Source organism: Nocardioides imazamoxiresistens (genome assembly GCF_032378595.1).
GTDB classification, from domain to species: Bacteria; Actinomycetota; Actinomycetes; order Propionibacteriales; family Nocardioidaceae; genus Nocardioides; species Nocardioides imazamoxiresistens.
In genome coordinates this window covers 530694-545622 of the sequence record NZ_JAVYII010000002.1, presented here as the reverse complement: position 1 = coordinate 545622, position 14929 = coordinate 530694, and the positions used below count along the sequence as shown (strand labels likewise).

General features: G+C 75.6%; 13 protein-coding genes. 10 read left to right on the top strand and 3 right to left on the bottom strand.

The genetic code is table 11. From position 1 onward, the window contains the following. Positions 1 to 23 precede the first annotated feature (23 nt). Positions 24 to 1703, bottom strand: coding sequence for a phospho-sugar mutase (locus RDV89_RS06675; RefSeq protein WP_315732165.1), 1680 nt, complete (start codon positions 1701 to 1703; stop codon positions 24 to 26). A 49-nt stretch (positions 1704 to 1752) separates the two neighbouring features. On the opposite strand from RDV89_RS06675, the gene RDV89_RS06670 reads away from it, so the two are divergent. Then, a complete protein-coding gene (locus RDV89_RS06670; RefSeq protein ID WP_315732164.1) occupies positions 1753 to 2703 on the top strand; it encodes a GNAT family N-acetyltransferase in 951 nt (316 codons plus the stop codon). Here RDV89_RS06670 and RDV89_RS06665 read toward each other — a convergent pair. Both RDV89_RS06665 and RDV89_RS06660 read right to left on the bottom strand, forming a co-directional pair. Continuing rightward, positions 2669 to 3526 (bottom strand): NAD-dependent epimerase/dehydratase family protein, encoded by an 858-nt coding sequence (locus tag RDV89_RS06665; protein WP_315732163.1) that lies wholly within the window; start codon positions 3524 to 3526, stop codon positions 2669 to 2671. The two genes, RDV89_RS06670 and RDV89_RS06665, sit on opposite strands and share 35 nt — an antisense overlap. A 26-nt stretch (positions 3527 to 3552) precedes the next feature. Further along, positions 3553 to 4218 (bottom strand): biliverdin-producing heme oxygenase, encoded by a 666-nt coding sequence (locus RDV89_RS06660; RefSeq protein ID WP_315732162.1) that lies wholly within the window; start codon positions 4216 to 4218, stop codon positions 3553 to 3555. Positions 4219 to 4420: 202 nt separating this feature from the next. Here RDV89_RS06660 and RDV89_RS06655 point away from each other — a divergent pair, with 202 nt between their 5' ends. From RDV89_RS06655 to RDV89_RS06615, 9 genes are all read left to right on the top strand, one after another. Continuing rightward, positions 4421 to 5581: a heme/hemin ABC transporter substrate-binding protein gene (locus RDV89_RS06655; protein WP_315732161.1), complete on the top strand. Its 1161-nt coding sequence runs from the start codon at positions 4421 to 4423 to the stop codon at positions 5579 to 5581. Continuing rightward, positions 5578 to 6732: a FecCD family ABC transporter permease gene (locus tag RDV89_RS06650; protein ID WP_315732160.1), complete on the top strand. Its 1155-nt coding sequence runs from the start codon at positions 5578 to 5580 to the stop codon at positions 6730 to 6732. The genes RDV89_RS06655 and RDV89_RS06650 overlap by 4 nt, the downstream gene beginning before the upstream one ends. Next, positions 6729 to 7559 (top strand): heme ABC transporter ATP-binding protein, encoded by an 831-nt coding sequence (locus RDV89_RS06645; RefSeq protein WP_315732159.1) that lies wholly within the window; start codon positions 6729 to 6731, stop codon positions 7557 to 7559. The genes RDV89_RS06650 and RDV89_RS06645 overlap by 4 nt, the downstream gene beginning before the upstream one ends. Continuing rightward, complete coding sequence (locus RDV89_RS06640; protein ID WP_315732158.1) at positions 7544 to 8722, top strand: hypothetical protein; 1179 nt, start codon at positions 7544 to 7546, stop codon at positions 8720 to 8722. The genes RDV89_RS06645 and RDV89_RS06640 overlap by 16 nt, the downstream gene beginning before the upstream one ends. Continuing rightward, positions 8719 to 10137: a hypothetical protein gene (locus RDV89_RS06635; protein WP_315732157.1), complete on the top strand. Its 1419-nt coding sequence runs from the start codon at positions 8719 to 8721 to the stop codon at positions 10135 to 10137. Before RDV89_RS06640 ends, RDV89_RS06635 begins: the two co-directional genes overlap by 4 nt. Positions 10138 to 10175: 38 nt before the next feature. After that, positions 10176 to 11879, top strand: coding sequence for an HtaA domain-containing protein (locus RDV89_RS06630; protein ID WP_315732156.1), 1704 nt, complete (start codon positions 10176 to 10178; stop codon positions 11877 to 11879). A gap of 302 nt (positions 11880 to 12181) precedes the next feature. Then, the gene (ftsZ, locus tag RDV89_RS06625) at positions 12182 to 13438 is read left to right on the top strand and encodes a cell division protein FtsZ (protein ID WP_315732155.1); all 1257 of its coding nucleotides are present in this window, start codon (positions 12182 to 12184) and stop codon (positions 13436 to 13438) included. Then, positions 13439 to 14164: a peptidoglycan editing factor PgeF gene (pgeF, locus tag RDV89_RS06620; protein WP_315732154.1), complete on the top strand. Its 726-nt coding sequence runs from the start codon at positions 13439 to 13441 to the stop codon at positions 14162 to 14164. Continuing rightward, a complete protein-coding gene (locus RDV89_RS06615) occupies positions 14161 to 14901 on the top strand; it encodes a YggS family pyridoxal phosphate-dependent enzyme (protein ID WP_315732153.1) in 741 nt (246 codons plus the stop codon). Before pgeF ends, RDV89_RS06615 begins: the two co-directional genes overlap by 4 nt. Positions 14902 to 14929: the final 28 nt, after the last annotated feature.

Here is a 14929-nt window from a genome sequence, read left to right as displayed (position 1 = left end):
CATAGGAGAGGAGGAGCCCCGGCTCAGAGCCCGGCCGCCTCCTTGACGCCCAGCTTGAGCGCGTCGAGCCGCTGCGCCGCCACGATCCGGGCCGCGGCCACGCCGCCGGCCTCGTCGTCGACCGGCACGACGACCTCGAGGTAGCACTTGATCTTGGGCTCGGTGCCGCTCGGGCGCACGATCACGCGGGCCCCGTCGGCGAGCCGGTAGCGCAGCCCGTCGGTCGGGGGCAGGGCGTCGCTGCCGAGCGTGAGGTCCTCGGCGCCGAGCACCGCGAGACCGCCGAGCTCGACGGGGGGAGCGGCGCGCAGGCGGGCCATCGCGTCCGAGATCACGCTGAGGTCCTCGACGCGCACGGAGAGCTGGTCCGTGGCGTGCAGGCCGTGGGTGCGGGCGATGTCGTCGAGGGCGTCGAGCAGCGTGCGGCCCTCCGCCTTCAGTGCGGCGGCGAGCTCGCACAGCAGCAGCAGCGCCGAGACGCCGTCCTTGTCGCGCACCGACGACGGGTCGACGCAGTACCCGAGCGCCTCCTCGTAGCCGAAGGCGAGACCCTCGACCCGGCCGATCCACTTGAACCCGGTGAGGGTCTCGAGGTGGGGCTGCCCGGCGGCCTCGGCGAGGCGACCCAGCAGCGACGACGAGACGATCGAGCAGGCCAGGACGCCCTGGGCCCCGCGGGCGAGGAGGTGGCTGGCCAGCAGCGCACCGACCTCGTCGCCGCGCAGCATGCGCCACTGCCCGTCGGAGCCGGGCACGGGCACGGCCGCGGCGCAGCGGTCGGCGTCCGGGTCGTTCGCCACGACCAGGTCTGCCCCGACCCGGGCGGCCAGGGCCGTCGCCAGGTCGAGGGCGCCGGGCTCCTCCGGGTTGGGGAACGCGACCGTCGGGAAGGTTCCGTCCGGCTCCTCCTGCTCCTCGACCACGACGGGCTCGTCGAAGCCGGCCGTCTCGAGCACCTGGCGCACCGGCGCGCCGCCGACCCCGTGCAACGGCGTGTAGACCACCCGCAGGTCGCGCGGGCCGTCGCCGGCCAGCTCCGCCACCGTGTCGAGGTAGCGGTCCACGACCGCGTCGTCGAGCACGGTGCCCGCGGGGCCGCGTGGGACGTCGGCGAGGGCGCCGACGGCGGCGATGTGCGCCGCGATGCCGCTGTCGGCGGGCGGCACGATCTGGCAGCCGTCCCCGAGGTAGACCTTGTAGCCGTTGTCGCGGGGCGGGTTGTGGCTCGCGGTGACCATCACGCCGGCCGCCGCGCCGAGCTCGCGCACGGCGTACGCGAGCAGCGGCGTGGGCAGCGGACGCGGCAGCACGAGCGCGCGCAGGCCGGCACCCGTCACCACCTCGGCGGTGTCGCGGGCGAACACGTCGGAGTTGCGGCGGGCGTCGTAGCCGATCACCACGGAGTCGCCCGCGCCGGCACCCTGCTCCTGCAGGTACGCCACCAGCCCGGCCGCCGCGCGGGTCACGACGACGCGGTTCATCCGGTGGGGGCCCGCGCCCAGCTCGCCCCGCAGGCCGGCGGTGCCGAACTCCAGGGGCCCGGAGAACCGGTCGGCGAGGTCTGCGGCAGCGGCGGTGTCACCACCCGCGGCGGCGTCGACCAGCGACTCCAGCTCGGCCCGGGTCTCGGGGTCGGGGTCCTCGGCCGTCCAGGCACGCGCGGCGGCGAGGAGTCCCTCGGTCTCGGGGGTCGGGGCGCTCATGGACCGAACCGTAGCGCCCGGCCCGACGCGCCCGTGCGATCCTGGGGCGATGAGAACGGTTCTCGCGAACGAGGTCCCGGACCGGGCGGCCGCCGAGCGGCTGGCGGCGGCCCACGCCCGCCACGTCCAGCGGACGGCCCGCATCGATCCGCTGGTCCGGCCGGGGGAGCCCGTCGAGCGCGGTCGGGTGCTCGAGCACGGCGCGGCCCTCGGCGTCGCCACCGTGAGCGAGCAGGAGTCGCTGTGGGCGGCCCGCCGCACCCACGTGCTGCAACCGAGGATCGCCGACGGCGCCGAGCCGGACTGGGGAGGGTTGCTGGACGCCTGGCTGGCCGTGGTCGAGGCCGACCCGGCGGCGCGCGAGGTCGAGACGTCGGCCGGGGTGAGCCTGGCCAGCCGCGACCACGCCCTCGTCGAGGAGCTGGTGCGCCGTCACCTCGGCCCCGCCTCCGTGCTGGCGGTGCGCACGCTGGACCGCCCCGACGACGCGGCGCCGCCGGTGCCGCACGGCGTGGTCGTGCGACCGGCCACCGCCGCACCGGACGACCTGCGCTGGCTGCTGGACCGCTCGGTCGCGCTGCAGGCGTGGGAGGCCGGCCTGGGGTACGTCCCGCGACGCTCCGAGGCCGAGGTGCTGCTCGGCGCCGACCTCGAGGTCGCGATCCGCCGCGACCTCGGCTGGACCTGGATCGCCGAGCTCGACGGAGAGCCCGTCGCGTTCGTCCAGGTCAACCCGCCGGAGGAGGCCGAGTGGGTCGCGGGCCAGACGTGGCTGGCGCCCGTCGGCTACCTCGTCAGCGCGTACGTGGACCCGGCGCTGCGTTCGGGCGGCCTCGGCCGGGTGCTCGTCGCGGCCGCGCACGCCCGTGCCCGCGACGACGGCTGGTCGGCGCTGCTGCTGCACCACGCGGCGTCGAGCGCCTGGTCGGCACCGTTCTGGGGGTCGCTGGGCTACCGGCCGCTGGTCACGACGTGGATGCGTCGCCCGGCGGTGCGCTGAGCCGGTCGAGCGCGGGGCGCCAGAACGCCTCGGTCGCGAACGGGCCGCCCACCCGGGCGTCCTCGACCTCGTCCTCCGGCCGCACGGGCAGGTGCTCGGCGTAGGCCTCGGCGTCGTCCTGCGGCTCGAAGTCCAGCGCGCGGCCCGGGGCGAGGTCCCACCAGGCGCGGGTGTTGGCGGAGATGCCGTAGAGCACGGCGTACCCGGGCGCCGGGGCCGCCAGCGCCGCGGCGACCATGCGGACGGCGTCGCCGTGCGAGAGCCAGGTGGCGAGGTGGCGCCGGGTGCTCGGCTCCTCGAGGAAGGAGCCGATCCGGCAGGCCACCGCGTGGGTGCCGTACCGGTCCGCGTGGAGCCGCAGCAGCGCCTCGGCCGTCACCTTGCCGACGCCGTAGAACGTGTCGGGGTGCCCCGGCCCATCGACGCCGAGCGGCTGGGAGGGCGAGTACGCACCGTGCGGCGTGCCGCCGACCGCGTGGTTCGACGAGGCGTACACGATGCGGTCGACGCGGTGGGCCACCATCGCGTCGAGGAGCGCCGCCGTGGTCACCGCGTGCGAGACGACCGAGGCGAGCAGCCCCGCCTCGTCGGGATGGCCGGCGAGGTGCACGACGGCCTCGACGGGCGCTCCGGCCCGCGCCTGCGCGGCGAACACCTCGGCGACGGCGTCCGGGTCGGCGCAGTCGACGGTGTGCCACGGGTCCTCGCCGCCCTCGGGGGCGCCGACGAGGTCGAGGGGGACGACCTCGTGCCCGGCGGCCCGCAGGCCGGGCGAGACCACACGTCCGATGGAGCCGGCGGCGCCGGTGAGGAGAACACGCACGCGCCGACCCTACGGGTCCGCGCGGCTCAGCGGCGGTAGGCCGCGAGGTCCGCGCTGAGCTCGCTGAACAGGGCCTGGTTGAGGTTGAAGGCGACCTTCACCTCGGCGACGACGCGCTCCTTGTCGGCCGCGTCGAGGTCGAGCGCGTCGAGGCGCGCGCGGTAGGCGTCCTTGTAGGGCTTGGGCTTGGGGATCGCGTCGAACGCGTAGAAGGCCGTGCCCGCGCCGTCCGTGAGGTCGAAGGCCCGCGCCAGGATCCGGCCGATCGCCTGGCCGCCGGACAGGTCGCCCAGGTAGCGCGTGTAGTGGTGGGCCACGAACAGCGGCGCCCACGCCGTCGTGGCGGCGACGCGCTCGGCGTACGCGCTCGCGGCCGGGCTCTCGACCGGACCGCTGACGTGCGGCGCCCAGTGGGCGAGGTCGGCGTCGATGGCGGCGAGGCGCTCGAGCGCCGGGTCGAGGACCGCGTCGGCCGCGGGCGTGCCGGCGAGGCTGCGGCCGGTCGACTCGATCGCCGCGTACACCGTGCGCAGCCGCTGCAGGTACGCCGCGTACCCCGCCTCGTTGACGCGACCGGCGAGCAGCTCCTCCATGAAGGCCGAGCCCTCGGCGGCCGTGTGCTCCGCGCGGGAGCCGTCGCGCATGGCGCTCGAGAGGGGGGCGTCGAGCTCGACGGGGGCGAGGACGGTCATCGGCTGGCTCCGGTTCCGGGGGTCGAGGAGGGCGTGCGGGCCGACGCCGGGGCGTCGGGTCGGGAGGTTGTCGACAGAGTGTCGACAACGATCTGACAGTCTGTCAAGATCCCCCATAGGTAAGCCTTGCCTGAATGCGCTTAGGCTAACCTAAGCCGACCGTGCCCCCGTCCGTCCGACCGAGAGCCGAGCCAGCCCCCTCATGTCGTCCCCCGCCCTGACCCGCCGAGGGTCCCGGAGCACGCGAGCGCCCCGCGACGTCCGCCCGACCCTGACGACCGCGTTCGTCGCGCTGACCCTGGCCCTGACCGTGGCCGCCTGCGGCCTCGACGGCGTCGGCGCCGGGGACGACGGCCACGGCGACGCCGCCGGTCCGGTGGCCCCGCCGGTCGCGGAGGTCACGCCGCTCGAGGACGTGCGCAGCTGGGAGGGGGAGGTCTCCGCGGTGCTGCCCGAGCGTCCCGTCGACCCGGTGGCCGACCCGACGCCCGAGCTCCCCGTGACGCTCACCGACGCGCAGGGCACCGAGGTGACCGTCACCGACGTCAGCCGGGTGCTGGCCCTGGACGTCTACGGGACGCTCTCGCGTACGGTCTTCGAGCTCGGCCTCGGTGAGAACCTGGTCGGCCGCGACGTCAGCACGCAGTTCCCGGAGGCCGAGGAGCTGGAGCTCGTCACCCAGAACGGCCACGACCTCAACGCCGAGGCCGTCCTCGAGCTGGACCCGACCGTCATCGTCACCGACACCTCGCTCGGGCCGTGGGACGTCCTGCTGCAGATGCGGGACTCCGGCATCCCGGTCGTCGTCGTCGACTCCCACCGCGGCCTCGACAACGTGGCGTCGCTGACCGAGCAGGTCGCCACCGCCCTCGGGGTGCCGGGCGCCGGCGCCGAGCTGGCCGAGCGGATCGAGACCGAGGTCGCTGCCGTGCAGGACGACATCGCCGAGGTCGCGCCGAGCGACGACGGCCGACGGCTGCGCACGGTCTTCCTCTACGTGCGCGGGGCCTCCGGCATCTACTACATGTTCGGCGAGGGCTCGGGCGCCGACTCCCTGATCGAGGCCATCGGCGCCTACGACGTGGCCGGCGAGATCGGGTGGACGGGGATGAAGCCCCTGACCGACGAGGGGCTCATCGCCGCGCAGCCGGACCTCGTGCTGATGATGAGCGGCGGGCTCGAGTCGGCGGGCGGCGTGGACGGCCTCCTCGAGCGGCTCCCGGCGCTCGCCGCCACCCCGGCGGGGGAGAACCGGCGGTTCGTCGACATGGCCGACGCGCAGATCCTCGGGTACGGCCCGCTGACCGCCGACGTCCTCAACGCCCTCGCGGTGGCCGTCTACGCCCCCGAGGCCATCTCGTGACGACGCTGACGCCGCCGACCGCCGGCCGGTCGGGCGACCGGTCCGGCGGCTCCGGCCAGGACGGTCCGACCTCCGGGGCCGGTACGCCCGGCGGCCGCCCCCGGGCCGTCGCCCGCGCGCTGGTGTCCCGGGTGGGACTGCTCGGCGGCCTCCTCCTGCTGCTGCTCGGCGCCGGGCTGGCCTCCGCCGCCGTCGGGCAGTTCCCGATCCCGCCGAGCGAGGTGCTCGGCTCGGTGCTGCACCGCCTCGGCCTCGACCTCGGGCCGCTGCCCACGCACCCGCAGGCCGAGAACAGCCTCTGGAACGTGCGCTTCCCGCGCGTCGTGATGACCGCCGTCGTCGGCGCCGCGCTCGCGACGGCCGGCGCCCTCATGCAGGGGGTCTTCGGCAATCCGCTCGCCGAGCCCAGCGTCGTGGGGGTCTCGGCGGGCGCCGCCGTCGCCGCCGCCGCCGTCATCGTCTTCTCGCTCGACTTCCTCGGCCCCTGGACCATCGCGGCCTGCGCGTTCGCCGGTGGCCTCGTGACCACCCTGCTGGTCTACGTGATGGCCCGCGACAACGGCCGCACCGAGGTGGTCACGCTGGTGCTGACCGGCATCGCGATCAACGCCGTCGCCAACGCCGGGCTGGCCTTCCTGCTCTTCCTGGCCGACACGTCGTCGCGCGAGGAGATCGTCTTCTGGACCCTCGGCAGCTTCAACGGCTCCCGGTGGGCCGAGGTGCAGGTGGCGCTCCCGATCGCCGCGGTCGGGGTGGGGCTCTCGCTCCTGCTCGCCCGACAGCTCGACCTGCTCGCGCTCGGTGACCGGGCGGCGCGCCACGTCGGCGTCGACGTCGAGCGCCTGCGGCTCGTGTGCATCGGCCTCGTCGCGCTGCTGACGGCCGTCGGGGTCGCGTTCTGCGGCGTGATCGCGTTCGTCGGCCTCGTGGTCCCGCACCTGATCCGGCTCGTGGCCGGGCCCGGCCACCGGCTGCTGGTCCCCGCGAGCGCGCTGGCGGGCGCCGCGCTGCTGGTGCTCGCCGACCTGTGGGCGCGCACCGCGATCACGAGCGCCGACCTGCCGATCGGGATGCTCACCTCGCTGATCGGGGGTCCGTTCTTCTTCTGGCTGCTGCGCCGGGCCCGGCGCACCGCGGGGGGTTGGGCGTGAGCGGGCGGCTGGAGGCGCGTGGCCTCGGGGTCCGCATCGACGGCGCCCGCATCCTCGACGGGGTCGACCTGGACGTCGCGCCCGGCGAGCTCGTGGCGCTGGTCGGGCCCAACGGCGCGGGCAAGTCGACGCTCCTCGCCGCCCTGGCCGGCGACCTGGAGCCCACCGAGGGCACGGTCACCCTGGACGGCCGCGGCCTGCGGGCGTACCGGGCGCGGGAGCTGGCCCGCGTACGCGGCGTCCTGCTCCAGCAGCAGCGCCTCGCCTTCGGCTTCCGGGCCCGCGAGGTCGTGGCGATGGGCCGCGCACCCTGGCACGGCACCGACGCCGAGGACCGGGACGCCGAGGTCGTGGCCGCCGCGACGTCGCGCACGGACGTCGCGCACCTCGTCGACCGGCTGTTCCCGACGCTGTCGGGCGGCGAGCAGGCCCGGGTCTCGTTCGCCCGGGTGCTCGCCCAGGAGCCGCGGCTGCTGCTGCTCGACGAGCCCACCGCGGCCCTCGACCTGCAGCACCAGGAGGGCGTGCTCGCCGTCGCGCGCGCCGAGGCCGCCGACGGCGCCGCGGTGGTCGTCGTGCTGCACGACCTCTCGCTCGCCGCGGCCTACGCCGACCGGGTCTGCGTGCTCGCCGACGGCCGCGTGCGCGCCGTCGGGACCCCGCGCGAGGTCCTGCGCGCGGACCTCCTGGGCGACGTCTACCGCCACCCCGTCGACGTGGTCGAGCACGGCGGTCACCTCGTCGTGATCCCCGTGCGCAGCCCCCGGGCCAGTCCCCGAACCAGCACCGTCACCGAGTCCGAGGAGGACCCGTGCCCCGCCGTCTGAGTCTCCGCACGAGCCTGCGCGTCCCCGCCGCGCTGGCGCTCACCGCCGCCGCGGCGCTGGTCGTGCTCGCGCCCACCCCGCCCGCCCAGGCGGCGGCGCGGGTCGCGGTCGCCAACCCCGACGGCGACGCGGTCGTCGACGCCACGTACGCGACGACGCTGCAGCTGCGGGGCAGCGGTTTCCAGTCCGTGCAGGGTGGCCACGGCGGCGTGTACGTCTTCTTCGGCACGGTCTCCGACGGGTGGCGGCCCAGCCAGGGCGGACGCACGGGAGCGGACTACTTCTACGTGCCCGACTCCGAGTCCGGCGACAACCAGGGCTTCCAGCGCTACGTCGCGTTCCCGGGCTCCGACACCGCCTCGTCCGCCAACGGCGGGACGGTGGCGGCCGACGGCACCTGGTCCACCAGCGTGGTCGTGCCCGGGGCGCGGTTCACGGCCGTGGACCGCTCGGGCGCGGCGCGCACCGTCGACTGCCGCGAGGTCACCTGCGGCATCATCACCATCGGTGCCCACGGGGTCAGCAACCGTACGAACGAGACGTTCACGCCGGTCGCCGTCGCCGACCTCTACTCCGAGGAGCAGCCGGCCGCCGGCACCTCCGGCGGGGCGGGCTCGACGGGCTCGACCGGCTCCTCCGGCGCCGGCTCGGCCGGGAGTGGCCAGGCCGCCGCGCCCACCGGACAGCAGCCGGACGCCGCGCAGCCGGCCGTCGCCGGCCCCGCCCTGCTCGAGGTCGACCGCGGCAGCGCCGTGGCCGGCCGGGTGCTGCCGTTCACCGCGTCGGGCCTGCCCGCCGGGCGGCAGGTCAGCGTCACCTTCGACGACGGCGCCGCCGGCGCGGGTCCCTTCCAGGTGGGGTCCGACGGCACCCTCGCCGGCGTCATCACCCTCCCCGCCGACACGCCCGCCGGCACCCACGAGCTCCGCGTCTTCGGCCTCGACGAGCCCGTCACGGTCAGCTTCGCCGTGCAGGCGTCCGACGCTCCGGCGACGTCGGACGACACCGAGCAGGCCGCGGCCTCCGACGAGTCCGGCACCGACTGGCTCGCCGTCGCGTTCGTCGTGGCGGCCGGGCTCGTGCTGCTCGGGGCGGTGCTCCGCCTGGTGCTGGCCCGACGTGGAGGCACGCGTTCGCCCGGCGCCGGGGGCGTGGTCGCGTGAACGCCGTCCGCCCGTCCCGCGCGACCCTGGCCCGCCTGACGGCACCCGCGCGCCCCGCCCTCGCGGTGCTGGCCGTGGTGGCGCTGGTCGCCGCGCTGGCGCTCGCGGTGCTGGCGGTACGCCCGGCCCCGGCCCACGGCGCCGAGCCGGTCGCGGGGGAGACCGCGCCGACCGAGGAGCCGACAGCCGCGCCGACCGAGGAGCCGACCGAGGAACCGACAGCCGGCCCCACGCAGACGCCGACCGAGCAGCCGGCCGAGGAGCCGGAGCCGACCGACGAGCCCGGGGGAGCGGTGCAGGTCGACGACGCGGTGTTCCGGTGGGGCATGAACGCGGAGTCCAGCAAGCCGACCTTCTTCGGTCACAACTTCTTCGCCGCCGGGATCGTCGAGCTCGCCGCGGGCCGGCAGGTCCAGCAGCGCGACTGGCGGGCGCAGGACGGGGACGTGACGGTCGAGCGCGCCGCGGGCACCGGTTGGGAGACCGCCACGTGGCCCGCCGGGCAGGCGTGGCCGGGCGGACCGCAGCAGGTCCGGCTCGGCGGCGGGACGGGCGAGGTCGACGTCGCCGCCGGCACCGCGACCATCGCCTGGGAGGGCGACTACTCCGTCCTCTACTACACGGGTCTGTCGGTGTTCCACGTCAGCGACCCGGTGCTGAGCGTCGAGGGCGGCCGAGGTCAGGTGCGCGCCACGGTGACGGGCTACGAGGGCTCGCAGGACGACCCGGACCAGCGCGGGGACCAGGTCTCGGGGGAGGTCGTGATCGCCGACCTGCCGCGGGTGGAGCTGAGCGAGGCGGGTTTCAGCGCCACGCCGTCGTACGCCGGCGTCCGCGTGGAGGGCCTCAGCACGCCCCAGGTGCGCGACGCGGGCTTCGGGGCGTTCCCGCAGGGCTTCGTCAGCCTGCTCGACCCGATGGGCATCGCCGCGTTCTGGTACACCACCGGATCGTCCGTCGACCAGGACAAGCCGGCGTCCCCGCTGGCGGTGTCGTTCGACGCGTCCCGGCCCGTGGTCGTGCCGCCCTCGCCGGTGCCGACGCAGCCGGGCGACGGCGGCGACGTCCCCGACAACGTCGCGCTCCCGCCCCCGGCGCGCACGCCGGCCGCGGGGCCCGCCGGGTCGAGCGGCTCCGGCGGAGCGCGTGCCCCGGCGGCCGTCGCGCCGAACGCTCCCTCCGCGCCGCTCGCCCCGGGCGTACCCGTCGCGGCCCTCGCGGTCGACGGCAGCCTCCCGGCCGCCGCGGACCTGCAGTCCGCCGCGTACGCCTCCGCCGTCACCGACCCCGCCGCCCGCGCCGCGAGCGTGTGGTGGTGGGTCGGCGGCGTCCTCCTCCTGGCTGCCGCGGCCCTGCTGTCGCTGCCCGCCGGCCGACCACCTCTCCCACGCCGTCCGGGCGGCACCCCCCGATGACACCGGAAGCAGTCCGGGTCACCCGAGAAAGGAACCCCATGTCCCACCTCGTGCTCCGCAGGTCGCGGCAGCTCGCCGCGACCACGGTGGTCGGCGCCGTCGCGGGCGTCGCGCTCGTCGCGGTCGCCACACCCCAGGCCCAGGCCGCCGACACCGTCGTCGCCTCGCCGACCCTGCAGTGGCAGGTCTCGCAGTACTTCGCCGAACACCTGTCGACCCGCACGTTCTCCGGCGGCGCGACGGAGGGCGCCGGCGGTCAGGTCTCGTTCCCGAACGGTGAGGGCACCTACGACTCCCGGACCGGTGCGGCGCACGTGGAGTACGACGGCGTGGTGAGGGGCGCGTTCGCCTTCGCCGGGACCACCCACTACTGGGTCGAGGTCGGCGAGCCCGCTGTCAGCGTCGACGCCGACGGAAACGGTGAGCTGAGTGCGGTCGTCTCCGGCTGGCAGGCGGCCGGTCGAGGTGCTGCCGAGCAGCAGACGACACCGGCGCGGGTGACCGTCGCCACCTTCGACGCCGCGGACGGCTGGGCCCCGGACGGGGGTCTGGGCACCCTCACGGCGACGCCGGACTGGGAGGGCGTCCTGGCCACCGGATCCTCCGAGGCGGCCGCCCTGGGTCTGCCCGCGGGACAGCCGGTCGAGGGGCGTTCGTTCCACCCGGAGTTCCTGTCGCAGGTCACGCAGGGCGCTCGGCCCCTGTTCTACGCCTCGGGCTCCGCGAACGGGGACCCGAAGAAGCCGGTCTCGGCCTTCACCGCGCAGGCGCAGGCTGCCCCGTCCGTCTCGGTCGAGCAGACGTCGGCGACCCCGGAGGGCGGGGTCACGCTGGCCGTCTCGGGCACCGGCTTCCGCGGGGAGACCAACCCGGGTGACGCCGGCGTGTACGTCGGACTGGCCCCCGCGGGCGGCCTGCCCGACGTCAGCGACCGCGAGGCGATGGACCTGTTCGCCAACGTCCAGTGGGTGAACAAGGGCTCCATCGTCGACGGCGCCTTCTCCACGCAGCTCGTCGCGACGATCGACAAGTTCGACACCACGCAGGCGTACTCGGTCTACACCTGGCAGGCCCACACCCACTCGAACACCTCGCAGGACACCGAGACGCCGGTCGAGATCCCGTTCGAGGCGATCACCCCCGTGGGCGCGCCCGAGCTGACCTACGTCGGCACGCACACCAGCCGCCACGCCAGCACCGGGTGGATCGGCGTGGACGTCACGAACGTCGAGGACGAGGCGGCCTGGGTCGAGATGACCGGCTTCGGCGCGCGCAAGACCCTCAACGTCCGGGGCGGCCAAGCGCTCTTCAAGATCCCGGCCAACGCCCCCAAGGGCACCTACCAGGCGACGTTCACCCTGCACACCTACGAGGAGGGCGCCGTGGGTGACGGCACCTCGCTCACCAAGACGTTCGTCGTCAAGGCCGGCCAGACCGCCGGCACCGTGGCCGTGACGAAGGCGCCGACGCCGCGCGCCAAGGGCACCGTGGACCTCGCCGTGCGCCACCTCGGCAACGCGACGCTCCACGCGCCGCGTCCCTCGGGCCGGTTCACCGTCAAGGTGTACGCCGAGAGCGGCCCGCTGCGCTGGCAGTCCGCCCAGCTGTGGATGAGCAACGGCGCCCGCAACGGCGTCGAGCTCCCCGCGCTGTCGTCGGGTCGCTACCTGGTGCACCTGACCTACCACGGCTCGGGCACCTCGCTGGCGACCACGTCGTCGCAGTGGGTCACCGTGCGCTGACACGCCGGCACCCGCCTTTCCGCACCACGCAGCACCAGGCGGCACCAGGCAGCACCACGCGGCGCCGCGTCGTCCACCCCGGGTGGGCGGCGCGGCGCCGTCGTGTCGGCGGGCTCCACGGAGCGGACCAGGCCGCACCGTGCGCGACGCGACGCGACACGCGGCGTGTCCTCCCGGATCCGAGCCGGCGGCGAACCTACTGTCGTCATCACGACGAGGTTGACATAACTATAACCCTCTACCTGAGGGTGACGGTTGAGACCTCGATACCGACCACCACCGAACGTGAGAGGCGAGCCGCCGTGGCAGCAGCGCAGAACTACCTGGCCGTGATCAAGGTCGTCGGCATCGGCGGCGGCGGCGTCAACGCCGTCAACCGGATGATCGAGGTCGGCCTCAAGGGCGTCGAGTTCATCGCGATCAACACCGATGCGCAGGCGCTGCTGATGAGCGACGCCGACGTCAAGCTCGACATCGGCCGCGAGCTGACCCGGGGGCTCGGCGCCGGCGCCAACCCCGATGTCGGCGCGAAGGCCGCCGAGGACCACTCCGACGAGATCGAGGAGGTCCTCAAGGGGGCCGACATGGTCTTCGTCACCGCCGGCGAGGGCGGCGGCACCGGCACGGGCGGCGCTCCCGTGGTCGCGCGGATCGCGCGCTCGCTCGGCGCGCTGACCATCGGTGTCGTGACGCGTCCCTTCATGTTCGAGGGTCGCCGCCGCGCGACGTCGGCCGAGGAGGGCATCGCCGGTCTCCGCGAGGAGGTCGACACCCTGATCGTCATCCCCAACGACCGCCTGCTCTCGATCAGCGACAAGAACGTGAGCGTCCTCGACGCCTTCAAGCAGGCCGACCAGGTGCTGCTGCAGGGCGTCTCGGGCATCACCGACCTCATCACCACGCCCGGTCTGATCAACCTCGACTTCGCCGACGTGAAGTCCGTGATGGCCAACGCGGGCTCGGCCCTCATGGGCATCGGCTCCGCCCGCGGCGAGGACCGGTCCGTGCAGGCCGCCGAGATGGCCGTCTCGTCGCCCCTGCTCGAGGCCTCGATCGACGGTGCGCACGGCGTGCTGCTCTCCATCTCCGGCGGCTCCGACCTCGGTCTGTTCGAGATCAACGAGGCCGCTGCGCTCGTGGCCGACGCGGTGCACCCGGACGCCAACATCATCTTCGGCGCGACGATCGACGACGCCCTGGGTGACGAGGTCCGGGTGACGGTGATCGCCGCCGGGTTCGACGGGGGGCTGCCGCGCAAGCGCGAGGAGGGCGCAGTGCTCGGTCGTGGTCGCTCGGACGAGCGCGAGCAGCCGCACGCCGCGTCGCCGCAGCAGTCGGCGCCGGCCTACGGCCGCTCCGCCGCCGGTCAGGGTTCCGCCCCGCAGGCCCAGCCGCCCCAGCCGGCCGCCCCGGCGCAGCCGGCCCAGCCGGCCCAGCGCCCGCTGCCCCCGCAGCCGCAGGAGCGCCCCGGCGTCCCGGTGGGTGCCCAGCGTCCCGCCCAGCCGGCGCCCGAGGTCGACTTCGACGACGACCTGGACGTCCCCGACTTCCTCAAGTGAGTGTTCGTCTTCCGTGAGCGCGCCGGTCGCGTCGAGGTCGCCTTCACGGCGGCGCGCGACGACGACCGCCCGCTGAACCTCGCGCTGCCGGGCACGGCGCCGGCCGCTGCGGTCGGCGACCCCGTCGCGGACCTCGCGGCGGTGGCGACGGCCCTCGGCGCGACCGCGGTGTGCGGGATGGCGCAGGTGCACGGCGCGCGGGTCGTTGACGCGACGCCCGACGAGCCGGGCTCGGCCGGCCCGGCCGCGCCGGAGGCCGACGGGATCGCGAGCGACCGCACGGACGTCGCGCTGCTGGTGCGGGTCGCCGACTGCGTGCCGGTGCTGCTCGCGGACCCCGAGCGCGGCGTCGTCGGCGCGGCCCACGCGGGTCGCCTCGGCGTCGTGGCCGACGTGGTCGGCGCGACCGTGCGCCGGGTGCGGGAGCTGGGTGGGCACGACGTGCACGCGTGGATCGGCCCGCACGTGTGCGGACGCTGCTACGAGGTGCCCGCGGCCATGCAGGAGGAGGTGGCGGCGGTGGTGCCGCAGACCCGGGCGACGACGTCGTGGGGGACCCCCGCCCTGGACCTCGGGGCCGGGGTGGTCGCGCAGCTCGCCGATGCCGGTGTCGCACGCGTGCACCGCGTGGAGCGTTGCACCGTCGAGGACCCGGCGCTGTGGTCGCACCGGCGTGACGGTGCGTCGGCCGGCCGGCTCGGTGGGATCGTCCGGGTGGTCGCATGAGCGGCCCCAGCGAGCCCGGCGACCGCGCCCGGGAGGACGAGCTGTCGGAGGGGCTGGCGACGGTGCGCGACCGCATCGACGCCGCCGTGGGCGCCGCGGGCCGGCCGCCGGGGTCGGTCGGTCTCGTGGTCGTCACCAAGTACTTCCCGGCCGGCGACGTGCGGATCCTGGCCGGTCTCGGTGTGCGCGACGTCGGCGAGAACCGGCACCAGGAGGCCTCGGAGAAGGCGGACCTGTGCCGCGACCTCGACCTGCGCTGGCACTTCGTCGGCGGACTGCAGAGCAACAAGGCGGCCGCGGTGGGGGCGTACGCGGACGTCGTCGAGTCGGTCGACCGCCCCAAGCTCCTCGCCGGGCTCTCGCGAGGCCGCGCCGAGCGCGACCCCGACGGCGCGCTCGGCCCGCTCGACTGCCTCGTGCAGGTCAGCCTCGACCCGCCCGGGGCCGAGCACCGGGCGGGGTGCGACCCCGCCGTCCTCGACGAGCTGTGCGAGCGGCTGGCGGGGACCGAGCACCTGCGCCTGGCGGGGCTGATGGCGGTCGCGCCGCTGGGGGAGGACCCCGCGCCGGCCTTCGAGCGGCTCGCGGGGTACGCCTCGCGCGTGCGCGCCCGGCACCCCGGCGCGGACGTGCTCTCGGCCGGCATGAGCGGCGACCTCGAGCAGGCCGTGGCGGCCGGTGCGACACACGTGCGTGTCGGCAGCGCGGTCCTCGGAGCGAGGCCCCGTGTCCAGTAGTGTCCGACCCAACCGAGCGTGCCCTGCG

Coding starts and splice junctions, on each gene's coding strand:
- RDV89_RS06675 (WP_315732165.1), bottom strand. CDS start 1,703: ATGAGCGCCCCGACCCCCGAGACCGAGGGACTCCTCGCCGCCGCGCGT.
- RDV89_RS06655 (WP_315732161.1), top strand. CDS start 4,421: ATGTCGTCCCCCGCCCTGACCCGCCGAGGGTCCCGGAGCACGCGAGCG.
- RDV89_RS06670 (WP_315732164.1), top strand. CDS start 1,753: ATGAGAACGGTTCTCGCGAACGAGGTCCCGGACCGGGCGGCCGCCGAG.
- RDV89_RS06615 (WP_315732153.1), top strand. CDS start 14,161: ATGAGCGGCCCCAGCGAGCCCGGCGACCGCGCCCGGGAGGACGAGCTG.
- RDV89_RS06660 (WP_315732162.1), bottom strand. CDS start 4,218: ATGACCGTCCTCGCCCCCGTCGAGCTCGACGCCCCCCTCTCGAGCGCC.
- RDV89_RS06630 (WP_315732156.1), top strand. CDS start 10,176: ATGTCCCACCTCGTGCTCCGCAGGTCGCGGCAGCTCGCCGCGACCACG.